Consider the following 26768-nt stretch of genomic DNA (forward strand, 5'->3'; position numbering starts at 1 on the left):
TACGGTGTTCGGCGGGACGGTCACGGCCAATGGCGGTCCGATGGGCGGCAATGGCGGCTTCGTCGAAACGTCCGGCAGAGTCACGTTATCGCTTCTCGACGGCGCATCGGTGACGGCGGCTGCGCCGGCGGGCGTGGCGGGTTTGTGGTTGATGGACCCGACGAACATGACGTTGGGCAACGTCGAGGTTACGGCGATCGAAACCTCGTTGGCCGCCGGAACCAGCGTGCTGACACAGACGGTCGCTATCGGTGCCGACGACGGCAACATCACGCTGGCGGCCAATGTCAATGCCACGGTTCTTGTCGACCAGGACGTGACCTGGACGCTTCAGGCGCATGGCAAGATAGACCTTGGCAGCAAGACGATTTCGATCACGCCGTTTGTCGGCAAGACCTCGAGCCTTGTCCTCGACACGGCGACGCTGGCGGGCGCCGCGGCGGATCACAGCATTACTGGCACCGGCGCCATCACGGTGACCAATCTGATGACCAACGCCGCGATTGCCGGCGGCAGCGTCAGTCTGACCGGGAAGGTGGCCGTCACCAACCTGAACTTCAATTCCAATGGCGCCGTCACGATCAACGACAGCGCGAACGATATCTTCAACATCGCGACCGTCGCCTCGACAGCTGGCGGCGCGGTGACGATCGTCAGCACAGAGATAACCACCATCGGCGCGGGTGGAATCGACGCCGGTGCCGGCAGCGTCAGCATCACCGCAACCGGTGTCTTGTCGGATGTCGTGGTCAGCGGCGCCATATCCGGCACCGGGGTGACGCTCACAGCCGGCAGGAGCGTCGGCGGCACCGGTGCGGTGAGCGGCGGCACCGGCGCGGTGTCCGTCAAGGCCTCGGGCAATCTCGGCATCAACCTCAACGGCGTGGTCACCGGCACTAGCCTGACGGTGGAAGCCAACAGCGGCCCGGTCACCGTCAACAACGCCGACAACGTCTTCACCTCGTTCAACGCCACCGGAGCGATCGGCGACACGGTCACCGTCGTGCACAAGGGCGGTCTGACGATCAACGCGCTCGACGCCGGCGCCAACGCGGCGAGCTTCACCACCAACACCGCCGGCAACATCACGTTGGCGGGCGATGTCACGGCCGGCGATCTCGTCCTCAACGCTGCGGGAACGCTGGCGATCAACGCAAAGATCACCGTCGCCGGCGGAGCTGTAGGGCTCAGCGGCACGTCGATCACGCAGACGGCGGCGGGCGTCATCACCGCCGACACGCTCGGTGTGACCTCGGCGGGCACCGTCGATCTCAGCGCTGCGACCAGTTCGGTCGCGACATTCACCGGAAATGTCGGAAGTGTTGCTTTCCTCGAGAGCAACGGTTTCTCGATCGGCGAGTCGGGTGTGCTGGTCGGCCTGACCGCTACCGGCACGGTGCAGCTTAGCGCCGGCGGCACGATCACCCAGGACAAGGCGATCACCGCGCCGTCGCTGGCCGTGCGCACCACCGCCGGCAATGTCAACCTGACCGGCGCCGACAACGACATCGGAACCTTCGCGGCGAGCGCGGCGGGCTTCGTCGCGCTGCTCGAAGCCAACGACGTGCAGATCGGCTCGGTCGCCGCGGTCGGCGCGTTGGCTGCGCTCGACGGCATCACCGCCACCAACGGCGTATCGATCCGCACGCTGGCGGGCTCGGTCACCCAGGCCGCCGCCGGCGTGATCACCGCCGGCGCCGGCGGCCTGGCGGTCTCGGTCACCGGCGGCAACATCGCGCTCGACACCGCGACCAACGCAACCAGCCTGGTCGCCTTCGCCGGCGCCGACACCGTCGCCTACAAGACCAGCAGCAATCTCGACGTCGGCGAGGTGGCGCAGCTCGGCAACAACGCCAAGGTCACCGGAGCCGTGGCGACGACGTCGCTGGCGCTTGCGACGACCGGCGCGGCCACCGTCATCACGCAGAGCGAGTTGATCGACACGCCGACCCTGACGCTCGCGACGGGTGCGAACGGCCAGATCACGTTGACCAACGGCGGCAACCTGATCGACTCGGTGCAGAGCTCAGGCACGTGGGGCACCGGCGCGCACTCGATCAGCGACAGCGATGGCGGGCTGAACGTCGGACCGATCACGTCGAATGGCAATGTGTCGCTGGCCACGTCTGGCGGCGATCTCGTCGTCACCGGCGCGATCAGTGTCGGCGCCAATACGTTGGCGTTGGCCGCCGACGGTGACAATGCCATCACCGCGACGGCGGCGGCGATCACCGCCGGCACGCTGACCCTGCAGACCGGGGCGGGCGGCAGCGCCAGCATCCAGACCGCGGCGCACAATATCGGCACCATCGCGACAGCCGGAGGCGGCGTCGGCACCGGCGGCATCGTCTTCAAGCAGTCGCGTGCGGGCGGCACGACCGTCGGCCCGATCACGTCGGCCGGCAGCGTCGTCATCACAGACGGTTTGGGCGAAGTCACCGTCAGTGGCGCGATTACCGTCACCAATGCCGATCTCACCCTTGTCGCAAGCTCCAGCAAGCTCAACGTCAACGCGAAGATCGACGTGGGTTCGGGCGAGGTCGCGCTGGAGGCCCAGGGCGACATTACCCAGGCCGACAGCAATGCCGGCATCACAGCCAACGGTCTTCGCGCTCAATCCAGCACCAAGAGCGTGACCCTGGCGCCTGCCAACACCGGTGCCGCCGACGTCAACAACGTAAGTGTCTTCGCCGGCGAAGCCGTCAATGGCTCCGTATCGTTCCGCAACGCGGCCACGTTCACCATCGGCAAGGTGAACAACATCTCGGGCATCAACGCGGGAAGCTCGGTCACGCTGCAGGTCAACGCCGCCGGTGGCACGATCAACCAGGCAGCCGACGCCGACGGCGCGATCGTCACACCGATATTGAACCTGACCACCAACGGCGGCGACGTCACGATCGACAGCGCGAGCAACGACATCGCCGCGCTCGGCACCGTCAATCTCGGCAGCGGTGCGCTGACGGTTTCCACGGCCCAGGCGTCGGGCTTCGACGTCGGAACGGTCACCGCCAACGGCGGTATCGACATCACCAATACCGCCGGCGACTTGACGACCTCGGCGGCGATCACGTCCGACGGCGACATCTCGCTGCGATCCACCACCGGCAAGTTGACCCTGGGCGGCGCGGTCACGTCGAACAACAACGGCGTGACCCTGCGGTCGTCGGACGCGCTGAACACTGGCGCGTCCCTGGTCTCGGCGCCGACAGCCGTCACCGGCGACGTCACGCTGATTTCCGACACAAGCACGGTGACCATCGGTGCCGGCGGCGTCACGGTCGGCGATACGCTCACAATCCAGATCGGCGCCGGGCTTACGCTCAACGTCAGCGGCGCGATCACCGCGGCCAGCGTGGCGCTGCACGCCGACATCATCGAGATTTCCGCGGCCATCAACGCCACCGACACGATCACCCTGGCGCCGGTGACAGTGGGCACGGCGACGAGGGTGGGCGGTGCGGCGGGCGCCGGATTCGTCATCGACAGCACCGAGCTGACGTTCCTGACCTCCGCCAGCACGCTGACGATCGGCCAGCAGTCTACCGGCACGACGACGTCGGGCGCGATCACGGTGGCGGCGGGCACGGTCGGCAACGCCACGCTCAATCTGTTCTCGACGGCCGGCGTGTCGCAGACCGGCGTGCTGACCGTCGACGGCGGCACCGGTGCGCTGAGCATTACCGCTGCTGGAACGGTCGCTTTGGGTGCGTTCGGGGGCGGCGTCGCCGTCGGAACGGTCTCCGGCTCAACGACATCGGGCGACTTCCTCTTTATCCAGGGCGGTACCGGGGCGCTGACGGTCGGCGACATCACCACCGCGGGCGGCGAGATCATCGTCCGCAACTTCAACCACGATTTGACGGTGACTGGAAACCTGTCGAGCGGTGGCGGCTTCATTGCCGTCGGCGCCAACATCGGCACGAGCTCGATCTTGACGATCAACGGCTCGATCGACGCAGGAGCCGGCACGGTCTTCCTGTTCTCCCGCGATGGCACGACGCAGGGCGGCGCCTCGGTCATCACGGCGACGAACCTGCAGTCGCAGAACTTCTCGACGAACGACATTTCGCTCACCGGTCAGAACGTCGTGAGCGGCAATGTTCGCCTGGACAATGCCGGTGGCGCGGTATCGTTCACCAACACGGTGGACTATGCCCTCGGCGGCATCTCCGCCTTCAACTCGGCGGTCGGCGTCTTCACCGCGTCGTCGTTCGGCGTCCGCACGGCCGGCGCATCGTCGGCGACCCTGACGACCGGCGGCAATGTCACCCAGGGCGCACTTTCCACGGATGCGGTGTCGGCGGGTACGCTGATCATCTCCAAGCTCGGCGCGGCCAACCCGACGGTTACGCTCGACAACGCCAGCAATACGATCACCAATCTCGGCGCGGTGACGCTCGGCACCGGCTCCTTGACGCTGGTCGACGGCACCCTCGGCCTGACGATCAACGGCAATGTCGGCGTCGACAGCTTGACGGTCACGACGTCCGGCGGCTCGCTGTCGCAGGCCGGCGGCACGACGATCACCGCCAACAGCGTCACGGCCAACGCCACCGGCGGCGGCTTCATCGGCGTGTTCCTGAACTCCGCCACGAACGACTTCAGCGCGATCAGCGGCTCGACCGACGGCTTCTTCGGCTTCGCTGCCACGACGACGACGAGCCTGACCGCCAACGCCATCACGGCGGCCTTCGGCATCAGCCTGACGACGACCGGCGGCACCAGCGACCTGTCGGTGAACGGCCTGCTGAGCGCCAGCGCAGGCCGCGTCACACTGACCTCGGATCGCGACATCTCGCAGACGGTGACGGGCGGCATCGCGGCCAGCCAGCTGCAGGTGAATGCGACCAGCGGTGCCGTGGACCTGACGACCGGCGCGGCCAACAACAGTGTATCGTCCATCGCCGGCCAGTCGAACGGCGACTTCGCCTACACCGACGGCGGCGGCTCCGCACTGACGATCGGCACGCTGGCGACCGCGGGCATTGCGTCGACGACCGGCAGCATCTTGGTCAACGTGACCAAGGCCGGTGCCACGCTGACGGTGTCGTCGGCGGTGACGGCATCGGCGGCCGGCGAGAGCGTGACCCTGAATTCGACAGGTGACCTCACCTTCACCGCGGCGCTCACGGCGAATGCCGGGAGCGGGCGGGTGAGCCTGACCTCGACGGCCGGTTCGATCATCCAGGGCAGCGCCGGCGGCGTGATCTCGGGCGCCGAGTTCCTTGCCAACGCCGCGACCAACGTCGATCTGTCGACCGGTGGCCACTCGGTCGGCGCCAGCGGTTTCGCCGCCACGGCGGCGACCGGCTATGTCGCGTTCCTCAACAACACCGGGCTGGAGATCGATTCCGTGGGCGGCACCAACGGCGTCACGGCCGGCGGCGCAATCTTCATCGGCGTCAGCAGCGGCGACCTGACCCAGACCGCGACGGGCATCATCACCGCCGGCGCGGGCCTGGCGTTGTTTGCCTCGACCGGTTCCATCGTGTTCGACCAGCAGAACCTGATCACCGGCAACGTCGCCGTGGTGAGTTCGCCGAACGCCAATGTGACGATCCGCAACAAGGGCGACCTCAACATCGGTCTGGTCGGACCTCTCGCGGTCGTCAGCGGCAGCTTCTCCGCCAACGGCATCGCGGCGTCGACGGCCGCGGGCAAGTTCGTCTCGCTGATCTCCGACACTGGCGTGATCACGCAGGACGCGGGGGCGGGAAGCCGCATCCTGGGCAACGAGCTGCGCATCACGACCGCCGGCAAGGACGCCACGCTCACCAACACCAGTAACAGCATCGTCGCGGTCGGCAACAGCAACCTCGGCGCCGGACGGCTGACGGTCTTCGACGGCGTGGGCGATCTTACGCTGAGCAACCCGGTCGTCGCCGATGGTGGCGTGATCCTGACGACTCAGACAACCTTCAATTTGCCGGGCACGATCACCGTGGCCAACGGCGACATCTCCCTGACGTCAGTGCTGGGCAGCATCTCGCTGACCAGCACGCTGTCGGCGGTCAACGGGCAGGTCCAGCTCGATGCCACGGCCGCCGGCCAGACCATCACCCAGGCCGGTGCCGGGACGATCACGGCCAAGACGTTGATCGCGCGCGCCGGCGGAAATGTCACACTCGACGGCGCCAACAACGATGTGGGCACCGGCACGATCGCCGGCTCGTCGTCAACTGGCACCTTCACCTATGTCGACAAGACGGCGGTCACCATCGGCAGCCTGACCGACTCCACGGGCGTGGTTGTCAACGGTATCACCACGACCAACCAGGACATCACGATCGTGGCCGGCGCCGGCGGCGCGACGGGTGGCATCGCCGTCGACCAGGCAGTGAACGCCGGCACCGCCATAGTGCGGCTGCAGACCTCGAAGGGCGACATCAGCCAGGCCGCGGCCGGCCTGATCACCGCCAACAGCCTGCTGGCCAATGCGGCAGCGGGTTCCGTCAACCTTGCGGCGGTGGCCAACAACGTCGTTTTCGTGGCCGGCAAGTCCGGCGGCAGCTTCCGTCTGCAGACCAACAACGCCACAGGTATTTTCGACGTCGCCGCCGACGCCGGCGCGTTGACGACTGCGGCGTCGGGCATCACCAGCAACGGCGACATGGCGATCCTGACCAACGGCAACATGGTCATATTCAGCCCGCTCAACGCCGGCGCGGGCACGATGCGCCTGGCCACGACCGGGGCTGGCCAGGTCTTCCAGACCGCCACGGGAACCATTACCGCCGACGCCCTGCTGATCGACGCCACCAATACCGTGACCTTGACCAACTCGGTGAACAACGACGTCAACACCATCGCCGGCCGCACGACCCTGGGCGCGTTCCGTTACCAGGACAAGGACGGCTTCACCGTCGGCACCGTCAGCGCGGATGGTGCCGGCCTCGGGCCGGTGCTGCCGATCGGGCCGCTGACCGGCGTCACCACCGCCGGCGGCGACATCACGCTGGCAGCGGGCGGTCTGCTGACGATCAGCGAGGCGATCAACGCCGGGTTCGGCGGCGGCACGATCCGCCTGCAGACCGGTGCCGGCGATCTCACCCAGGGCATCAACGGCACGATCACCGGCGGCTCGCTGCTGGCGGTCTCGACCGGCGGCATGGTCAATCTCACCGGCGCGACCAATACCGTGACCGGCATCGCCGGCTCGGCCTTCACCAGCTTCCTGTTCCAGAACAGCGTGGGCTACGCGGTGAGCAACGTGACCTTCGCCAGCGACGGCATCGTCGCCGCCGCGACCGGCATCACCGCCAATTCCGGCGGTGGTGGCACGGCGTTCGTGGTCGACCTCGCCGTCGCCTCCGGCACGCTCGCCATCAACGGTCCGGTGTCCTCGGCCAACGGCATGATCGTCTATCGTCGCACGCCGACCGGCACCGCCGGCGCGATCGACGTTGGCGGCGCCGCAGGCAATCTCGGCAACGACATCAGCAGCGCGAAGCTGGTGATCATCGATCATACCGGTGCGTCGCCGATCGCGCTCTACGGCGCCACACCTGGCGTCGCTGCGGGCGGCCTGTTCTCGGTGCCGACACCCGGCACGGGCTTCAGCCCGCTGCCGGCACCCGGCAGTCTCTCGGGCGGCACCTCGACGATCGGCGAGCTGAACGGCCTCAACTCCACCGTGTACTTCTTTGCCAGCGCTGCGAACATCCAGTCCGCGGGCGGCGGTGGCTCGACCTTCGGCTTGCTTGGCATCTACGGTCAGAGCAATACGGTCAATCTGACGACGTCGGTGCGCACGGTCGATCCCAACCTGGTGCGGTCGGTGACCGACCCGTTCTCGGAGCCGCTGACGGCTGGTCCGCTGGCCGCGTTCTTCGTGCGCCACGACGGCCTGGCGACCGCCACCGAGCAGTTCAACAGCTGCCCGATCGGCACCATCAACTGCGTCGTCTTCACGACGCCGATCGCGGCGCCTTCGGTGAGCACCGACGACGTCGTTATCGGCGTCGGTGGCGCGCCGCTTGACGACTCGAGCATCTTCATCATCAATCAGGGCAACGAAGACCTGATCTTCGAGAGTGATGACGAGGGCGAGGACGAGAAGCGCAAAGGGAGGAAGCCGCAATGACATCCGTGGTCCGCTTCCTCACGGTCGCCGCCTTGGGCGGGCTGGCCTCGATGCTCGCCGGCGCCACCGGGGCGCAGGCGCCGCAAGGCACGCCCGCCGGCCAGAGCGCGGCCGGCGAGCCATGCGTCTTCCGGCCGGCGGCGCCGGACGCCGGCATAGGCGCCCAGGCCACCTACGAGATCCTCTGCGGCAAGACCCGCGTCTTCTCTGCCACGGTCCATCAGATGCCGGGCACGACCGGTGCCGAAGGCCTGCGCGCGCTCGCCACCACCGGGCGCTGGAAGGCGACGCTGGAGGGTCGCGCGCGCTGCGAGGCGCCGAGGCAAACGACCTTGGGTGGCAACCCCGCGATTGTCGTGCCCTGCACACGCGCCGGTGGGGTTCCCCATGTTGGTGTGCTCACGACCGCCGGCGGCAAGACTTTCCTGGCCGACGGCATCGCGCCTGCCGCGCCGGCGATCGAGGCGACCGTCGCGGCGCTGGGCGGCGGCCAGCCGGCGGCCGCCGCGGCACGCGGCGGCGGCACGATCACCGGCGGGCTCGACGCACGCTTCAAGGGCGGCTTCGGCTCCGGCGATATCGACCGCTACCAGACGCTGATGCGCGTCGGCGGCCGGCACAACATCGAGGAGAACTACGCCAAGGCCGAGGAATCCTTCCGCGAGGCTCTGGTGCTGCATCAGAAGCTGTTCGGCCGCGACAATCCCGACCAGGCCGACGCGCTGATCCACTTCGCCCTGCAGATCAGCAATCAGGGTCGTTTCCGCGAGGCCGATCCACTGTTCGAGCGCGCCGAGAAGCTGGCCGGCGGCGTCAAGGATCCGCTGGCGCGTGCGCGCATCGTGCACTACAGCGGCCAGCATCTGGCCAACCAGGGCAAGCGCAACGAAGCGGTCCGGAACATCGATCTCGCCGAGGCCGCCTACGTCGCCGCCGCGCCCGAGCTTGCGCGGTTGATGAACCTGGAGCAGGACCGCCGCGCGCCGGCGATCGGCTTCGGCGTGCGCGGCCAGCGCTTCGTCGATCCGCGCAGCACCACGTCGGCGGTGCCGAGCAATATCGGCATCAGCCCGATCACCCAGCTCGCCGCGCAGGGCATGTCCGAGATCCTGCGGCTGCGCGCGATCCTCGCGCTGACCACCGGCGACAACAACGCCAGCCGGGCGCATGCCAACAAGGCGATCGCGCTGCTCGAGGCGGTCGGCATCGACCCCGGCGGCGTGCGCTGGCGCGCCGTGCGCGTGGCCGGACTGGGTGCCGCTCGACAGGACAAGCTCGGCACCGCTAGCGCCGATCTTGGCGATTCCGCACGCGGCCTGAGCAAGGCGCTGCCGTCCTCGCAGCCCGCCGGCAAGACCTTTCTCGAGAGCGGCAATATCCAGCTCAAGCGCGGCAACGTGCCCGGCGCGTTGTCGGAGTTCCGCCGCGGCGCGGCGATCCTGCGCGAACGTCAGAACACGGTCTCCGTCGAGACGGCGATGCCCTATCTCGACGCCGCCTGGCGCCGCTCGCAATCGGCGGTGACCGCCACCGGCGTCTCGCTGCATGCCGAGATGTTCGACGCGGCGCAGCTCGTCACGTCGGGCATCACCGCGAGCTTCGTCGCCCAGGCGGCGTTGCGGCTGGGCGACGGCAACGAGAACGTGCGTGTGCTGCAGGACCTCACCACCCGCGTCACCGACCTCTACCAACGCCGCGACATCGCCGCCAACCGCAACGCCGACGCCGCGACTCTCGCGGCGATCGATGCGCAGATCGGCGACGTCCAGCAGCAGCGGGCGGCGGCCGAGGAAGAGGTGCGCAAGACGCTGCCCAACTACTTCCAGCTCGTGGAGGGCCAGGCTGGCTCGCGCGACGTGCTGGGCGTGCTGCGGCCGCAGGAGGGATTCCTGCACATCGTGCTCGGCGCCACCCGCGGCTACGCCATGCTGGCGCATAGCGGGCGCGTCAACGCCTGGCCGGTCAATCTCAACCTGGAGACGGCTGAGGAGATCGTCGGCAAGTTGCGCGGCGCCTTCACTCCCGATGCGCAGGGCCAGCTGCCCAAGTACGACGTCGCGCTGTCGCACGACCTGTTCAAGCGTGTGCTGGGACCCGGCCAGCATCACCTCAAGACGCTGAAGGCGCTGGTCATCACCACCAACGGCGCGCTTCAGTCCCTGCCGTTCAACCTGCTGGTCACGGCACCGCCGCCGGCGATCGAGGAGTACACCGACTACAAGAAGGTCGAGTGGCTGGCCAAGTGGTTCGCCATGTCCTACGTGCCAGCGCCCCAATCGTTGGTGCTTCTGCGCAAGCAGGCGGCTCAGTCGAAGGCGCCCAGCGCATATGTCGGCTTCGGCGGCTTCCAGCCGCTGTCGATCGGGGCGGCCAGCCAGCTGGTGGCGGCGTCGCGTGCGCAGTCGCTCACAGCCGGCCAACGCTGCGACGCGGACGCGCGCGAACTCGCCTCGCTGCCGGTGTTGCCGCTGGCCGAGGGTGAGGTGCAACTCACCGCCAAGCAGCTCGGCGTCGGACCCGGCGGCATGCATCTGGGCCGCGCCTTCAGCAAGACCTCTGTCCTGAAGGGCCAGCTCGAGCGCTACAAGATCATCCACCTCGCCGCGCACGCGCTGCTGCCGTCCGAGCTTCGCTGCCTGCAGCAGCCGGTGATCCTGACCGGGCAGGGAACCGGACCGGAAGCGATGATCACTGCCGCCGATCTCGCCGCGCTTCGGCTGGACGCCGACATGGTGGTGCTCTCGGCCTGCAACACCGCGGGACCTGACGGCAAGAGTGCGGGCGAGGCATTCTCCGGTCTGGCGCGATCCTTCTTCACCGCGGGAACGCGCGGCCTGATGGCCTCGCACTGGAGCGTCGCCGACGAGTCGACAACCCTGATGATGATCAACGTGCTGGTGACCGTCGGTAAGGGCGGCAGCGCTGCTGCGGTGCTGCGTACCGCCCAGCTCGAAATGCTGGATGGCGCCGGCAAGGGCCAGGATCCGGCGGAGTGGGCACACCCGTTCTTCTGGGCGCCCTTTGTGTTCGCTGGCAACACAGGGGCGCCGCAATCCTGACTCATGGTGTCGAGCCATGCGGAGGAATCGCGAGTAGCCTGAGCGAATACTCAGTTTTCTGTTGCGGGCGACGCGGCAGAACTGTTAATGTGCTTTCAGCGGTCCCGGACCTACGTCCCGGCAGGGAGGAGCATATGCTTCGACGGATTCAACTCGCGGGCGCGATCGCCGCGACAATGTTCTTGGGCGGGGTGTCGATCGCCCTGCAGGCGCAGGCTCAGGTGGTGGACGGCACCACCGGTCGGGTCGGGCGCTGCGACATGTTCAAGGCGCTCGGTCGAGCCCTGCCGCCGGAATGCGGCGGTACCGGGCCCGCCACCGGCGGCGCCACACGCGGCCGCGTCGTTATTGGCGCACCCAGCAGCGGTGCCGCTAAACCTGCGGCGGCGCCGGCCGCTGCTCCAGCCGCCGCGCCGACGACGAGCGCGCCGGCGGCGGCTGCCCCGGCCGCAGCTCCGGCGGCTGTGCCTGCTGCACCGGCCGCGGCGCCCGCCACGGCGGCGCCCGCTCCGCGTGGCCTTGGCCTGCAGGTTCCCTTCGCCCTCGACTCCGACCAGCTGACGCCCGCCGCCAAGAAGATCGTCGACCAGCTGGCCGAGGTCTTCAAATACAACCCGAACGACCGCTACGTCATCGAAGGCCATACCGATGCCGCCGGCGGCGTCGAGTACAATCGCGCCCTGTCAGAGCGCCGGGCGCAGTCGGTGATCGAATACCTCACCACGGCACATGGTCTGCCGCGCGATCGTTTCGTGGCCCGCGGCGCCGGTAGCGCGCAGCTGCTGTTGCCGGGCGATCCGTTGAACGGCCGCAATCGCCGCGTGCAGGTCCTGCCGACTGGTTCGTGAGGTCTTGAGCCGCTGCGCCGGCCTGAACCGGCGCACGGCGCGTACTGGGGGGTATGCCATGACGAGGATGGGTGCCAGGCGCCTCGGTCTGTCGGCTGCGCTGTGTGCGCTGTCGGGTGTCGTCATCGCTCTGCCGGCGGAGGCGCAGCAGCGCATTGACCGCTGCCAGATGCACATCGCCATCGGCCGCAACATTCCCGCCGAGTGCGGCGGCGCCGGTGGCGCCGGCACCGCGACGCGCGGCCGGGTGGTGATCGGCAAACCCGATTCAGGCGCAGCCAAGCCGCCGGCCGGCGGGCAGCCGGGTACCGCCGCGCCGGCGCCCGGCACGGTCGCGCCGGCTGCCGGCGCCGCGCCGCCGGTCGATCGGGCGCCGCCGACGCGGTCGGCGCCGTATTCGCTGTCGCTGCCGATCCTCTTCGAGTTCGACTCCGATCGGCTGACCGCGGCGGCGAGCCGGCTGCTCGACGACCTGGCGGACGTGCTGAAGCGCAATCCCAGCGACCGCTTCATCATCGAGGGCCACACCGACGCGGTCGGTGCCGACGACTACAACATGGACCTGTCGCAGCGTCGCGCGCGGGCGGTTGTCGAGTATCTCGCAACCCGTCACGCCATCGACCGCGCGCGCCTGGAAAGCGTCGGGCTGGGCCGCACGAAGCTTTCCGTGCCGAACCAGCCGGCTGATCCGCGCAATCGACGGGTGCAGATTCTCAACGTCGGAACCTGAGGCCGGTGCATGGCGGGCGAAGCAGCGCAGGGCGCAAAGGTAGAGCTGGTAATTGATGTCCCGGCGCTGCTGGCTCCGATTCCCGGAGACAAGCCGACTGGGGCGAATCCGCGCGACGACGACTCGGCGACGTCGCCTTACTACGACGTGCGGAATGTGCGCGGCGTTGCCAATGCCGCCGAGAAGGACTGGCTGAACCTGGAGCTCTCCGCCGATCCGCGCGCCGACGAGGCGCGCGAGCGCGCCATGCAGGCATGGGGTCAAGTCCAGGAAAAATGCGAAGCGATCCTGCGCGAGAAGAGCAAGGATCTTGAGATCATCGAATGGCTGATCGAGGCGCTCGTCCGGCTCGAGGACTTCGCCGGCCTGCACGCCGGGCTGGTCCTCGCCGCCGAAACGCTCGAGAAATACTGGGAAGACGTCAACTACAGCGTCGACCCTGACGACCCGACGGCCAAGGGCTTCAATTTCGATCGCCTCAACAAGACGTTGGTCGCGCCGATCAGGCGTACGCCCGTGACCCCGCCGGCGGGTGACAAGGGGCCGCTGCCGCTGGACGAGCTTCAGCGGATGCAGAAGGACAAGGCCGGGCTTGGCGAGGCGGAAGCCGCGGCGCGGGCCGGCGGGCGGCCCTACTACCAGCCGTTGGGCGTGCACATCAGGGGCACCATCGCGAACTGGCAGCGGATCAACAAATTCCTGGACGGCAAGATGAACGACGACGCGCCCATGCTGGGCCCGTTGTCGGAGCTGCTGGTCGACCTCGAGAAGATGGTCAAGCTGGTGGCCGGCTCCCTGGTCGATCCGCCGCCCACGGGCGGCCCGGCGGCGGCCGAAGGCGACGCCGCGGCGGCGGCCGACGGCGCGCCGGGCGGCGCCCAGGCCAATTTTGCCCGGCCCGGCACCTTCGCGACGCGCGAGCAGGCGCTCGACATGCTCGCGGCGGTGGCAAAGTACTTCCGCGAGTACGAGCCGCAATCGCCGGTTTCCTACGCGCTCGATGCGACCATCGACCGGGCGCGCATGTCCTTGCCCGACCTGCTGGCAGAGCTCTTGCCTGACGCCGACGCGCGCCGCAAGATGCTGCAGATAGCCGGTATCAGGCCGCCGGAGCCGCCGCCGGCCGCCGACGCGAAAGCCAAGAAATGACAGTACCGCCGCGTCGCCTGTCCTCGCGTCGCGGCTCGGATATGTGCTAGGGTTCCACGGGACACGGGAGAGGTGCGATCATGGCTGAATCGGTACAGAAAAAGCTTGATCGGGTGCGCAAGCCGCGCGTGCACATCAAGTACGAGGTCGAGACCGAAGGCGCAATGGTGGTCAAGGAACTGCCGTTCGTCGTCGGCGTGACGGGCGATTTCTCGGGCGATCCGACGGCGAAGCTGCCGGAGCTGCGCGATCGCAAGTTCGTCCAGATCGATCGCGACAACTTCAACAAGATCATGTCGACGATGTCGCCGGGCGCGAACATGCGCGTCGCCAACAAGCTTCAGGACGATGGCTCGGAGATGGCCGTCAACCTGAAGTTCAACTCGATGGACGATTTCGAGCCCAACCGGATCGTCAACCAGGTCGAGCCGCTGAAGCGCCTGAAGGAGACTCGCGACAAGCTGCGCGATCTGCTGGCCAAGGCCGACCGTTCGGAGAACCTCGAGCAGATGCTCGAGAAGATCCTGGCCGATGAGGAGGCGGTGAAGAAGCTGCACTCCGAAATCGAAGCCCGTAACAAGAAGGAGGGCTGAGTATGGCCGCCGAAACCTCGACCCAGGCACAAGCCGGCGCAACGACGACCGAGGCCGAAGGCTTCTCGTTGCTCGACCAGGCGATTGGCGCCACCAAGCAGACCGACGCCAACGAGGCCCAGGACCTGCTGAAGGCTCTTACCGAGCAGGCGATGGCCGGCACGGTGAAGTTCAGCCGCAACCTGGCGCAGACCATCACCAAGGCCATCGAGATGATCGATGGCAAGATCTCCAAGCAGCTCGCCGAGATCATGCACCACGAGAAGTTCCTCAAGCTCGAGGGAACGTGGCGCGGTCTCAACTACCTCGTGATGAACAGCGAGACCGGCGAGAACATGAAGATCCGTGTTCTCAACATCACCAAGCGGCAGCTGCTGAACGACTTCGCCAAGGCGACCGAGTTCGACCAGAGCATGCTGTTCAAGAAGATCTATGAGAACGAGTTCGGCACGCCGGGCGGCGAGCCGTACGGCTGCATGGTCGGCGATTTCGAGTTCTCCAACCATCCGGACGACATCGAGCTGCTGCGCGGCCTTGCCGGCGTCGCCGCGGCCTCGTTCGCGCCGTTCATCTCCTCGGCCAGCGCCAAGATGTTCGACGTGGGCGACTTCCGCGACCTCAAGGAGGTCCGCGACCTCAAGAAGGGCTTCGAGGGCGGCAAGTACATCGGCTGGCGCGGCCTGCGCGAGAGCGAGGACTCGCGCTTCCTGTGCCTGACCATGCCGCGCGCGCTCGCCCGCGTGCCGTACGGCAAGGACACCAAGCCGATCGAGGAGTTCGACTACGAGGAGGGCGAGCCTGGCCGCGCGCTGTCGCACGACCACTATTGCTGGATGAACTCCGCCTTCGTCTACGCCCAGCGCCTGACCAACGCCTTCTCGCAGTACGGCTGGTGCACCGCCATCCGCGGCGCCGAGGGCGGCGGCAAGGTGGAAGGCCTGCCGAGCCACGTGTTCGAGAGCGACGACGGCGACTTCGACCAGAAGTGCCCGACCGAGTTCGCGATCACCGACCGGCGCGAGAAGGAGCTGTCGGATCTCGGCTTCATGCCGCTGTCGCACTACAAGAACACCGACTACGCCGTGTTCTTCGGCGCGCAGACGGTGCACAAGCCGCAGAAGTACGACCGCCCCGAGGCGACGGAGAACGCCGCCATCTCGGCGCGCCTGCCGTACATCATGGCGTCGTCGCGCTTCGCCCACTACCTGAAGATCATGGGCCGCGACAAGGTCGGCTCCTTCATGGAGCGCGGCGACGTCGAGAAGTGGCTGAACCGCTGGATCAGCAACTACGTCAACTCCAACCCGGACGCCGGCCAGGAGACCAAGGCCAAGTACCCGCTGCGCGAGGCCCGCGTGACGGTGGTCGAGGTCCCGGGCTCGCCGGGCTCCTACTCGGCCGTGGCGCATCTGCGTCCGTGGCTGCAGATGGAAGAGCTGACGGCGTCGCTGCGAATGGTCGCGCGCATCCCGGCGCAGGCCAAGTGACGGAGGGGGCGTGGCCGCGCCCGACGAGGTTCCGCCTTCCGCGGATACCGGACCCACCGGTATTTCGCTGGCGGAACTCGGCCTCGATCTCCCGACGTCGGCTACCGATGTAGCCGGCGCCGCGGCGCCGACACCGTCCGACGTATCCCACGACCAGGCGCCTCCGCCGCCGGCCGAAGAGCCGGTTGCGGAGGCGCCGTCCGTTCCGGCCCTGACGCAGGCCGAGCTCGACGATCGCAACGCGTGGACGCGTCGCGCCATCGACCGGCTGATCGCGGCCATCGATCGCATGATGTCGGCCCAGGTCGACGAGATCCTGCATCACCCCAAGGTCCAGCGTCTCGAGGCCTCGTGGCGCGGCGTGATGTGGTTGATCCGTACCGCCGACGGCTCCAAGTGGATCCGCATCAAGATCCTCAACATGACCTGGATGGAGCTGACGCGCGACATCGACCGCGCGCTGGAGTTCGATCAGAGCCAGATCTTCGACAAGGTCTACACCCAGGAATTCGACACGCCCGGCGGCATACCCTACGGCCTGATCATCGCCGACTACGAGCCGTCCAAGCACCCGCGCGACATCGCCACCCTGCGCGGCCTGTCGAGCGCCGTCGGCGCGGCGCACACGCCGACGGTGCTCGGCTGCTCGCCGGCGCTGTTCGGCGTCGATGGCTTTCGCGAGCTGGTGTCGACCATCGACCTCGGCGCGCTGTTCCAGCGTACCGAGTTCACGGCGTGGCGCGGCTTCTGTTCGTCGACCGAGGACGCGCGCTACCTCGGCTTCGTGCTGCCGCGCGTGCTGATGCGCAAGCCCTACCGCAACGACGGCAGCCGCGCCGACGGCTTCGTGTACAACGAGACGACGCATCTGCGCAGCGGCCGTGCCTGGCTGTGGGGCTCTGCGGCCTACGCCTTCGGCGCCGTGGTCGTGCGCTCCTTCGCGACCTATGGATGGTTCGCCGACATCCGTGGCGCCGGTCGCGACCTGACCGGCGGCGGGCTGGTCGACGACATGCCGACGCCCTGGTTCACCACCGACCGGCCGGGCGTGGGCATCCGCGTGCCGGTGGAGATCCAACTCACCGAGCGGCAGGAGAAGGAATTCTCCGACGTCGGTTTCATCCCGCTGGTGCCGGCGCGGCTCACGGCGTTCGCCGCCTTCCACTCCAACCAGTCATCCTGGCAGCCGCCGCGCTACGACAAGGCGGCGGCGCGAATGAACGCCAAGCTGTCCTCGATGCTGCAGCAGATTCTCTGCGTCTCGCGCTTCGCGCATTTCATCAAGGTGATGGCGCGCGACGAGGTCGGCAGCTTCCGCACCGCCGACGAGTGTCGCAACAAGCTGGTGAAGTGGCTGCAGACCTACACGCAGACCAACGACGAGGCCCCGCTCGAGGTCAAGGCAAGGTATCCGCTGCGCGATGCGGATATCGAGGTCACGGAACTGGTGGGAAAGCCCGGCAGCTTCGCCGTCGTGGCGCGGCTGCAGCCGCAATTCCAGCTCGACGAGATCGGCGCGAATTTCAATCTCGTCAGCACGATACGCACGCAGAACGCGGCGTGACCGGCTGACCGACCGAATTTGAGGGGGACCGCATGGCGACGGACGCAAGGGCTCTATTCCGCGACGGCAATCTCGACGGCGCGATCGAGGCGGCTACCGCCCAGGTGCGCGACAATCCCAACGATGCCGAGGCGCGCGCGTTGCTCGCCGACTTCCAGTGCTTCGCCGGTGCCTTCGACAAGGCCGATCGCCAGCTCGACATCATCGGCACGCAGAACACCAAGCTCGCCGTCGCCGTGGCGCAGACACGCCAGGTGATCCGCGGAGCCATCGCGCGCCAGGAGGTCTTCGAGAAGGGCCGGGCGCCCGACGTCGTGACCGAGCCCGACGGCTTCGTCGCCGCCAGCCTGCAGGCGCTGCTGGCGTTGCGCGAGGGCGACAGCAAGCGGGCCAGCGAGATCCTCGCCGAGGCCGAGGAGCTGCGCGTCAAGGTCGCCGGCAGGCGCGACGGCGACAAGCCTTTCGACGACTTCCGCGACGCCGACGACCTCAGCGCCGGCATCCTCGAGGTGATCTCGGTCACCGGAAAGTACTTCTGGGTGCCGATGCACAAGGTCGTGTCGATCCGCTTCGAGAAATCGGCGCGGCCGCGCGACCTGCTGTGGCGGCCGGCGGCGGTCGAGGTGCGTGACGGGCCCGAGGGCGTCGTCTACATTCCCGCCACCTATCCGACGATTCCGGCCGGTCCCGAGGCGACGGCGCTGCGACTCGGTCGCGCCACGGACTGGCAAGGCGGCGAGGGCGAGGTAGTGCGCGGCGTCGGCCTGCGCCTGTTCGTCGTCGGCGAAGACGGTGTCGGCATCGACGAGCTGTCGGAGGTCGATTTCGAGTCCGCGAGTGCCTGACGAGGATCCAGTACCGTGTCCATGAACGACAAGGACACCCCACGTGCGCTGCTTTCCCTCCTGGACCGGCTGATCGACGAAGATCCCGAGAATCAGGTCGAGCTGCCGCCGACGCCGACCGAGGCGCTCGACAAGCTGCGTGAGGGTGTGCGCCGTGACGTAGAGGCGCTTCTCAACACGCGCGAGCGGTGCCGCGGGTGGCCCGACGTGTTCGGCGAGATCGACGAATCGGTTGTCGGCTACGGCATTCCCGACTTTTCGATCACGTCAATCCAGGGCGGCAACTGGCGCCTCCAGGTATGCCGGCAGATCGAGGCGGCGATCCGCCGCTTTGAGCCCAGGCTGTCGATGGTGCGGGTGACGCTGCCGGAGAAGGGTGACCGGCTCGACCGTTCGGCGCGCTTCCGGATCGACGCGCTGCTATCGGCCGACCCGGCGCCGGAGCCGGTCAGCTTCGACACCGCGCTCGAGCCGACGACGCGTCGGGTCGACGTCGCCACCGGACGCTGAGCGCGCTGTGGACGACGTCCTTCCCCTCTACAATCGCGAACTCGAGTTCCTTCGCCGTCAGGCCGGACAGTTCGCCGACGCGCATCCCAAGGTCGCCGGGCGCCTGCGTATCGGCCCGGAGATGGCCGACGACCCGCATGTCGAGCGCCTAATCGAGGCGGTGGCGCTGCTCAATGCGCGCGTGCGGCTGAAGCTCGAGGACGAGTTCCCCGAGCTGACCGAGGCGGTTCTCAACGCGCTCTATCCGCACTACCTGGCGCCGGTGCCGCCCATGGGCATCGCGCGGCTCGAAGCGTCGCCGGCGCTCAGCGAGCCCTATGAGATCGCGCGCGGGACCGAGCTGGAAACCGGCGCGATCGACGGCGAGCGCTGCCGCCTGCGCACGACGCAGGCGCTGACCCTGTGGCCGTTCGAGGTGACTCAGGTCGGCCTGCAGGGCCGGCCGTTCCGCGCGCCTGTCAATCCGCGTGCCCAAGGCGCGCTGTCGGTGCTGCACATTCGTCTCTCGACCACCAACGAGGGCGCCACCTTCGGCGACCTGCAGCCCGATCCGATCCGCTTCTATCTCGGCGCCGCCGGTGCCCGATCGCTGCCGCTCTACGAGCTGCTGCGCAATCGGCTGCTGGGCATTGCGGTCTGCGAGCAGCCGGACGAGCCCAACACGGTCTTCCTGCCACCTTCGGCGCTGACCCCTGTCGGCTTCTCGCGTGAAGACTCGATCCTTCCGTACCCATCACGTTCCTTCGTCGGCTATCGGCTGCTCACCGAGTACTTCGCGCTACCGCAGAAGTTCCTCTTCTTCGAGATCAACGGCGTGTCGGCGCGCATGCTGGCCGGCGCCGGCCGCGAGCTGAGCATCTACCTCTACCTTGCCGACACCGACGCCGACCTCGAGCGCGGCGTGACCACGGCGGACATTTCCACCGGCTGCGTGCCCGTGGTGAATCTGTTTCCCCTGCGCGCCGAGCCGATCCGGCTCGACGGCACGGCCTTCGAGCACCGCATAGTCCCCGACGCGCGCCGGCCCGACGCGCTCGAGGTCTACATGGTCGAGAAGGTGGGCGCGACCGATGTCGACGGCAACCAGTACCCCTTCGAACCGTTCTTCGGGTTGCGTCATGACGCCGGAGGCGAGGTGCGCTTCTGGCACGTTTCCCGGCGGCAGGCGGCAAGCGCGCGCGACAAGGGCAACGAGCTCTTCATCTCATTGCTCGACCGCGACGCCGACGCCGGGGCGCCGGCCAACTGGACGCTTTCGGTCGACACGCTGTGCTTCAACCGCGACCTGCTTGCGCGCATCCCGTCGGTGGGCGGCCAGGTACCGCTCGATCTGGTGTCGCCCTCGCCGTCGGTGCGTCGGGCCTACATGGCGAGCATCTTCAGCCCGACGCGGCGGCCGCCGCTTGGCAATGGCCGCATGTGGCGCCTGCTGTCGCACCTTTCGCTCAACCATCTGTCCATGGCCGGCGGTGAGGATGGCGGCGAGGCGCTGCGCGAGATCCTCAGGCTGTATGACTGGGGGCAGGGGCTCGAGACTCGCCGCCTGATCGACGGCGTGCGTTCCGTCACCAGCCGGCGCGGCCTGGCGCGCATCGTGCTGGGCCGCTCGACGGCGATCACCCAGGGCCTCGACGTCGAGGTGCTGCTCGATCCGCAGAACTACCCGCCGGGCGGCGCTTACCTGATGGCCTGCGTGCTCGAGCATTTCTTCGGTCTCTACGTTGCCGTCAACACCTTCACCCGGCTGACCGCGCGTCTGTCGGGCCGCACCGGAGTCCTTGCCGCATGGCCTCCCCGGACGGGCGAGAAGACCCTCCTCTGATCGAGCGCTTGCGCGAGGAGCCTGAGGCGTTCGACACGCTGCAGGCCATCCTCACGCTCGAGCGCCACGCCGCGCGCCAGGGTAGGCGGGCGGGCGGCGGTGCGCCGGTCGGCGGCAGCGCTCTGCCCGAGGACGAGGTGCTGCATTTTGTCAGTGAGACGGCGCTGGGCTTCCCGGTCGCCGAGCTCACCCAGGTGCGCGAGACGCGCGGCGGACCACCGAAGGTGGAAATCACCTTCATGGGAATGCATGGCCCTTCGGGCGTGCTGCCGCAGATCTACAGCGACAAGGTGCTCGAGCGGCAGCGCGAGAAGGATACGTCTCTCGCCGACTTCCTCGATCTGTTCACCCATCGCTCCGCCAGCTTCTTCATCCGCGCCTGGAAGAAGTATCGGCTCACGGCGCAGGTCAACTCGACCTACGACGAGCTGGGACCGACCGCGCTGCCGTCGGATCTCGGCATCGCGGGTTTTGTCGACGCGATTCTTGGTTTCAGCACTGGCGGGCTGAAGGGCAGGCTGGCGCCGCGCCACACGGCGCTGCGCTTCTACGCCGGCGCCTATGCCGGCAATCCGCGCTCGGCTGTCGTGCTCGAGGCGATCCTCAGCGACTATTTCGGCGAGAGGATCACCGTCGACACCTACGTGCCGCACTGGGAGCGGCTGCCGCCGAGCGAGCAGACGCAATTGACGCCGAGCAGCTTCTGCCGGCTGGGCGACGAGGCGGTGATCGGCGCGCGCGTGATGCGTCCGGAAGCCAAGTTCCGCATCAAGCTGGGGCCGCTCGACTACAAGACTTTGCGCTCCTTCCTGCCCGACCAGACACGGCTGCGCGAACTCGTGCACCTGGCGCGGCTGTTCGTCGGTGAGGCGATGTTCTTCGACATCCAGCTGGTCCTGCGCCGCGATGATGTCCCGCCGATGCAACTGGGCGACTGGGGCGGCGGAGACGGTGCACGGCTGGGCTGGAACACGTGGCTGACATCGGTGGCGCCGGCGAGCGATCCCGACGACACCATCCTGTCCTGCGACGCGGTCCCCTGAACGGGGCGATCTAGCCGATCGGTACCGTTGATGCGCACGGCCCCACGATCAGCCCGCCGTGCGCCGTGATGTCGAAGGGGAATCCGGCGAGAATCAACGCGACCCGCCCTTCTTGCTGTTCTCGCGCTCATAGGCCTCGGCGAAGATCTGGCCGATGCGGCCGGCCAGCGTGTTGCCGACGTCCTGCTTCACCTCGCCATAGGCCTTGGTGTAGTGCTCCCAATAGACGGTTTCCTTGCGGCGGCCGAAGACGCCACCGCCTTCATTGCCACCGGCAGCGGCGACGGCCTCCGGCGACAGCCGCGCCAGCACGGCATCGAGCACGGCACGGAAGGCGGCGAGCAGGGCCAGCTGATGCGCCTCGAGGTCCTTGCCGGCGTCCCAGACCGCAGCCTGGCCGGACTGGAAGCCAGGCCGCACCGCGCCCAGCATCACCAGCAGCATCTCCGACTCGTCGGCGGAGAACTTCAGCGGGTTGTTCTCGCGTGCCGCGACCACGGTCTGGCTGATGCGGAACTCGCCCTTGAGCAGACGGCGGGCCTCGAGCAGCCGCGCAAGCGTCGAGACGATGGCGCGCGTTGAAGCGCCCAGCGTCCTGAGTGCCGTTGCCGGGTCGGTGTTGGGCGGCAGATTCTCGATGCCAGCGCCGTCAAGGAACGCGCGCAACAGATCGTCGCCAGCCAAGGCGGGCGACGGAGCCGAAGGCTGCGCGTCGGCCGTGCGGCGCTGCGGCGGTGGAGGTGGCGGCGATGGCACGGCGGGAGTCGGTCTGGGCGGCGCAGGCGCTACCGGCGCGCCTGCGGGCGGGAAAGCGACCTTCGAAACCGAGATGCGCCCCGATGGCTGCCGGCCTGATGGTCCGGCGAACGGATCGTCGGCCGGGATCGGCGTCGGCGACAGTCCGCTCTCCAGACCCGACGGCGGCGCATTGGCGCCCGCATCGCCAAACAGGTTGTCGGCCATCGATGGCGGCGGCGCGTCGACCCAGTCGTCCGTCGCTGGCGCGATTGGCGGTACTGCGCGCGCTGGGGGGGTGGGTGGTGGTGGCGAGGCAGCCGGGCGCGGCGCGGGCGCCTGCGGACGCGGTCGATTGGCGGGCTGATGCGGTGGGGGCGGCGCCGGCTGCTCGCCGAATGCGCGGTCGAGTCCTGGATCCGGCGTGACGGACTGCGAAGCGCCCGATTTGGGCGCGAGGCCGGCGAGCGCGGCCTCGATCGGATCGAGCTCGGCCGGCGGCGTGCTCAGGCCGCGCGGCGTCGAAGAATCCCAGTCGGTCGGCAACGCCTGCTGGGGGTCGGGTCCCACCGGGTTCGGAAGCGCCACTGGCTGCATGGCAAAGGGCGACTGGGGCATCGGCGCGTGCCGGTCGTCCGGTGCCAGTGGCTGCTGGTCGAAGGGGTCGGGCAGTGCCGCCAGCGGATCCGGCGTGTTGGTGAACGCCGAACGCTGCGGCGGGGGTTGCGGCGGTGCCAGCGGATCGCCGTCACCTATGGGACCGCCACTCCAATTGTCCTGGCCCGGTCCACCGAAGGGCGACCCGCCCTGTGGCGACGCGCCGAACGGCGAGGGATCCGGCAGCGGGCCGCCGAGACCGCGCTGCTCGGGCGCATTGAATGGATCGGCCATGCTGCCGTCAGGCGACAGGGGCGTGCGATTGTCACCGAGCTCGCCAAAGAGGTCGTTGCTCGCCGGCAGCTCCGGTGGTCGCTCCTCCGCCATCGGATCGAGGGGCGAGGGACCCCGTGGCGCGGCGCGCGGCGCGTTGAAATCCGACCGTGCGAGGTCGCCGAGATCGAACGAGTCGTTGCCGATGGTCGGCGGCCCGGCCACCGGGCCACCGAAATCACCCTGGCCGCCGTCCACCTCGACGGCGATCTCGTAGCCGCCGATGCGGATCGAGTCGCCCGCGTTGAGTGGCCAGGCGTTGCCGTTGCCGACGTTCTGGCCGTTGACGAAGGTACCGTTGGCAGACTTGTCGACGATCTGCCAGCCGCCCTGCGCGCCCTCGATCACCGCATGCTCGCGCGACACGCCGGCGGAAGCATCGGGCAGGACCCAGGAGTTTCCGTCGCGACGGCCAATCGTCGCGCGGCCGCCGGCGAGCGTGAGCGGCGAGGGCGCGCGCTCGGTCGGCGGCCCCGATAGGATACGAAGGGTAAGGGATGCAGCCATTCGTCGGCTCTCCGGCAGAGGCAGGTCTTGGCTGCCCATGTATAGCAGCGTGCCTCGGTCGCCGTCACATGAAGCTGACACGGCGCGCGGGCGCCGCCAGCCGTCTTATTTGGGTCGGCCGTTGCCGCCCTGGGCGATGTCTATGCCCTGGCTCAGAAATGCCCGATGCCGGTCCTCCATGTCCTGCGGTGATTTCGGGTTGGTCACCGCAGCCATGACGACCGCCCCCCAGATTGCGCGGCCCAAGGCGTTGGCCGGTGGCGGCACGGCGGGAAGATTGGCCGGCGCGATCGAGCCGCCGCTCCAGAACGAACCCATCGCCGCCCAGGAGGCTGGGGTCTGGAAGCCACTGGCCATCGCGCGGTCGTACGCGGCGCGTCGATTGTCTTCGTCGGGCTTGAACACCCAGGTCTCGGCGGCAGTGAGCGCATCGGTGTCCGTCTGCTCGACGGGATTGCCGGCGGCGATATAGGCGCGAGCGGCCAGGCAGGCCCACCATACGGCCTCGCGAGGGCGCAGCGAGTGCGCGAGGAATCGCACGGCGTCCTGAAGAAGGCCCGCATCGATCAACGAGGCGACAAATCCCTCGGGACCCGTCGCGGCGGGCACCAGAGCCTGCGCTTCCGGGCCGAGCTCACCCGACTGCGCCACCGCGGGGATCTCCGCACTGGCCAGTTTCGTGAACGGCTGCACTTCTCCGGCCATCCCGCCTCCTACCTGCCCTTGCTCGCCGCCCGCCTCAGTTGATGAGCGTTATGCCACCCTTGAGGATGAGGATCGCCCCGCCTTTGACCGTCGTCATCAGTCCGCCCTTTATGTCGACTATCATCTGGCCGTCGACCTTGATCATCATGCCCTTGATGGTCACGCCCATCTGGTCGAGCTTGACCGAGGAACTGCCGACCTTCAACTCGATGCTCTGCATCGCCTCGACGTCCTGCTTGCCCAGGCTGATGCCAAGCTTGTCGTTGCCCATGGCAATCGTCGTCGTGCGATTGCCCATGCTGATGTCTTCCTTGAGATTACCCATGCTCAGCTTGTAGGTGTCGTTGCCCTGGGTAATCGTCGTGTCGCGGTTCTGCTTGATCGTCTCCGACTGGTTGTTGTCGACCTTCAGGGTCTGGTTGTTCTTGATGTGCCGCGTCTGGTCGTTGTCGATGGTGATGTTCTCGTCATGCTCGACCTCGACCACGTGGTCCTTCTGGGCGTGCATGTAGATGATCTCGGCCGCCTTCTTGTCCTCGAAGCGGAAGATGTTGGTGTCGGCCTTGGCGCCGCCCTTGGAGCTGCGCGTCTCGATGCCGCTTTGCGTCTTGTTTCCCGGCAGCGCCCAGGGCGGCATGTTGTCGCCGTTGTATACGCAGCCGGTGACCAGCGGCCGGTCGGGATCGCCGTCGAGGAACTCGACCACGACCTCCATGCCGATGCGCGGCGTGAAGACCGTGCCCCATTGCGGACCGGCCCAGGACTGCGCCACGCGGATCCAGCATGAGCTCTTCTCGTCCTTCGTGCCCAGGCGATCCCAGTGGAACTGCACGTGGATGCGGCCGTACTGGTCGACGTCGATCTCTTCGCCTGCCGGTCCGACGACTACCGCGGTCTGTGGCCCGGCGATGATCGGCCGTGGCGTCGTGCGCGCCGGCCGCAGCACGGTTTCCTTGGGCGCGACGACGAAGCTGTTGCCGTAGGTGTACGCGCCGCCCGCGCCCGCGGCATGGCCGGCGCCCGACGCGGCATGGCGCACGCGGGCGATGACCCACTGCTTGCCGTCCTCGCTCTTGAAGCGGTGGCCCTTCAGCGTGAAATAGCCGCCGGCCTCGAAGAAGCGCACGGCGCCGTGGCCCTCGGCGAGCTTGTAGTTGGCCTCCAGCGCCTCGATGCGGCGCTTGGCGATCCGGTCGCCCTTGCCGTCGGCATTGCCCTTGTCGATGTAGTTGCCCGGAAAGTCGTAGACCTCGTACTGGCCCGACTTGCCGGACTTGGTGACGCTGTTGGTCGAGACCAGCAGGTCCTTCGACGGCGCCTTGAAGTCGTAGTCCTCGTTCGCCCACTTGGTCGGCAGGAAGCGGTATTCCTGGTCGAAGGCATTGACCACGTTGTTGGCGGTCCCTTCGGCGTCCATCTCGACATTCGCCATCTCGATGCCGTAGTAGACGCCGGCGTCCTCGCCGACATGCAGCTCGTTGGCGCCGTCCTTGTGGCGGATGAACCACACCCAGCCTTCCTCCTGGGCCAGGCGTTCGATGAAGGCCCAGTCGCTTTCGAGGTACTGCACGCAGTACTCCCAGGTGCGGCCGGTCGGCAGCTTCGTCGCCGCCTTGGCGCCGGCTGTCGACAGCACCTCCTCGATGATCGCCTTTGTCGTCTTCTCCTGGAATATGCGACAATCGACGCGATGGGTGAGGAACCAGTACTCCGGCACGACCTCAAGGTGATAGACAAAGTAGTTCGTGCCGTCGCCCCAGTGGTCGATCGCGCCGCCCGAGCTCATGCGGCTTACGAAGCCGTGGAAGAAGCGCTTGGCACTGTCACCCGAGGCGACGCTGAAGGTGACCTCCTTGCCCAGCAGGTCGGTCGGCTTGATGTCTTCCTTGGGCGAGATCGCGTCCAGGCGGAAGGAGAAGAATCCGTTGATCGCTTCCTCGCCGGAAAATCCGGTCAGGATCATCTGATCCTTGCCCAACGGAGTCGTGAGCTGCAGCCAGCGTTTAGCGTCAGTGATCGTAGCCATGGCCGCGCTCCTAGTGGCCGCGAACATATCGCGCGGCCAGTCTATGGCAAAGTGTCTGACAGGCTCGTGTCTGGGTCAAGAAAAAAGCGATCATTCGCTCACTTTAATTGCCGGCAACTCAGTCTCCAT

At 67.9% G+C, this 26768-nt stretch carries 15 protein-coding genes; 12 read left to right on the plus strand and 3 right to left on the minus strand.

Translation table 11 applies throughout. From position 1 onward, the window contains the following. Positions 1-166: 166 nt before the first annotated feature. From KF889_28980 to tssG, 12 genes are all read left to right on the plus strand, one after another. Positions 167-8086, plus strand: coding sequence for an S-layer family protein (locus KF889_28980; GenBank protein MBX3503494.1), 7920 nt, complete (start codon positions 167-169; stop codon positions 8084-8086). Further along, positions 8083-11145, plus strand: coding sequence for a CHAT domain-containing protein (locus KF889_28985; GenBank protein ID MBX3503495.1), 3063 nt, complete (start codon positions 8083-8085; stop codon positions 11143-11145). Before KF889_28980 ends, KF889_28985 begins: the two co-directional genes overlap by 4 nt. A 134-nt stretch (positions 11146-11279) precedes the next feature. Continuing rightward, positions 11280-11993: an OmpA family protein gene (locus tag KF889_28990; GenBank protein MBX3503496.1), complete on the plus strand. Its 714-nt coding sequence runs from the start codon at positions 11280-11282 to the stop codon at positions 11991-11993. 58 nt (positions 11994-12051) lie between these two features. Continuing rightward, the gene (locus KF889_28995) at positions 12052-12723 is read left to right on the plus strand and encodes an OmpA family protein (GenBank protein ID MBX3503497.1); all 672 of its coding nucleotides are present in this window, start codon (positions 12052-12054) and stop codon (positions 12721-12723) included. A 9-nt stretch (positions 12724-12732) separates the two neighbouring features. After that, on the plus strand, positions 12733-13872 hold the full coding sequence (tssA, locus tag KF889_29000) for a type VI secretion system protein TssA (GenBank protein MBX3503498.1): 1140 nt from the start codon (positions 12733-12735) through the stop codon (positions 13870-13872). An 80-nt stretch (positions 13873-13952) separates the two neighbouring features. Next, the gene (tssB, locus tag KF889_29005; protein MBX3503499.1) at positions 13953-14465 is read left to right on the plus strand and encodes a type VI secretion system contractile sheath small subunit; all 513 of its coding nucleotides are present in this window, start codon (positions 13953-13955) and stop codon (positions 14463-14465) included. A 2-nt stretch (positions 14466-14467) separates the two neighbouring features. Next, positions 14468-15952, plus strand: a complete 1485-nt coding sequence (gene tssC, locus KF889_29010; protein MBX3503500.1) for a type VI secretion system contractile sheath large subunit — start codon at positions 14468-14470, stop codon at positions 15950-15952. Positions 15953-15962: 10 nt separating this feature from the next. Then, a complete protein-coding gene (tssC, locus tag KF889_29015) occupies positions 15963-17516 on the plus strand; it encodes a type VI secretion system contractile sheath large subunit (protein ID MBX3503501.1) in 1554 nt (517 codons plus the stop codon). A 32-nt stretch (positions 17517-17548) separates the two neighbouring features. Further along, positions 17549-18361, plus strand: coding sequence for a tetratricopeptide repeat protein (locus tag KF889_29020; GenBank protein MBX3503502.1), 813 nt, complete (start codon positions 17549-17551; stop codon positions 18359-18361). A 21-nt stretch (positions 18362-18382) separates the two neighbouring features. Further along, on the plus strand, positions 18383-18871 hold the full coding sequence (gene tssE, locus KF889_29025) for a type VI secretion system baseplate subunit TssE (GenBank protein ID MBX3503503.1): 489 nt from the start codon (positions 18383-18385) through the stop codon (positions 18869-18871). 7 nt (positions 18872-18878) lie between these two features. After that, on the plus strand, positions 18879-20693 hold the full coding sequence (gene tssF, locus KF889_29030) for a type VI secretion system baseplate subunit TssF (protein MBX3503504.1): 1815 nt from the start codon (positions 18879-18881) through the stop codon (positions 20691-20693). A gap of 8 nt (positions 20694-20701) precedes the next feature. Next, a complete protein-coding gene (gene tssG, locus KF889_29035) occupies positions 20702-21736 on the plus strand; it encodes a type VI secretion system baseplate subunit TssG (protein ID MBX3503505.1) in 1035 nt (344 codons plus the stop codon). A 93-nt stretch (positions 21737-21829) separates the two neighbouring features. Here tssG and tagH read toward each other — a convergent pair whose 3' ends face one another. The 3 genes from tagH to tssI form a co-directional block, all read right to left on the minus strand. Then, the gene (gene tagH, locus KF889_29040; GenBank protein ID MBX3503506.1) at positions 21830-23908 is read right to left on the minus strand and encodes a type VI secretion system-associated FHA domain protein TagH; all 2079 of its coding nucleotides are present in this window, start codon (positions 23906-23908) and stop codon (positions 21830-21832) included. A 105-nt stretch (positions 23909-24013) separates the two neighbouring features. Further along, complete coding sequence (locus tag KF889_29045) at positions 24014-24613, minus strand: hypothetical protein (protein ID MBX3503507.1); 600 nt, start codon at positions 24611-24613, stop codon at positions 24014-24016. A gap of 34 nt (positions 24614-24647) precedes the next feature. After that, entirely contained in the window at positions 24648-26639 is a 1992-nt protein-coding gene (gene tssI, locus KF889_29050) for a type VI secretion system tip protein VgrG (protein MBX3503508.1), read from the minus strand. Between the last annotated feature and the right edge of the window lie 129 nt (positions 26640-26768).

It is taken from the genome of Alphaproteobacteria bacterium, from assembly GCA_019635875.1.
Classification (GTDB): domain Bacteria; phylum Pseudomonadota; class Alphaproteobacteria; order Reyranellales; family Reyranellaceae; genus JAFAZJ01.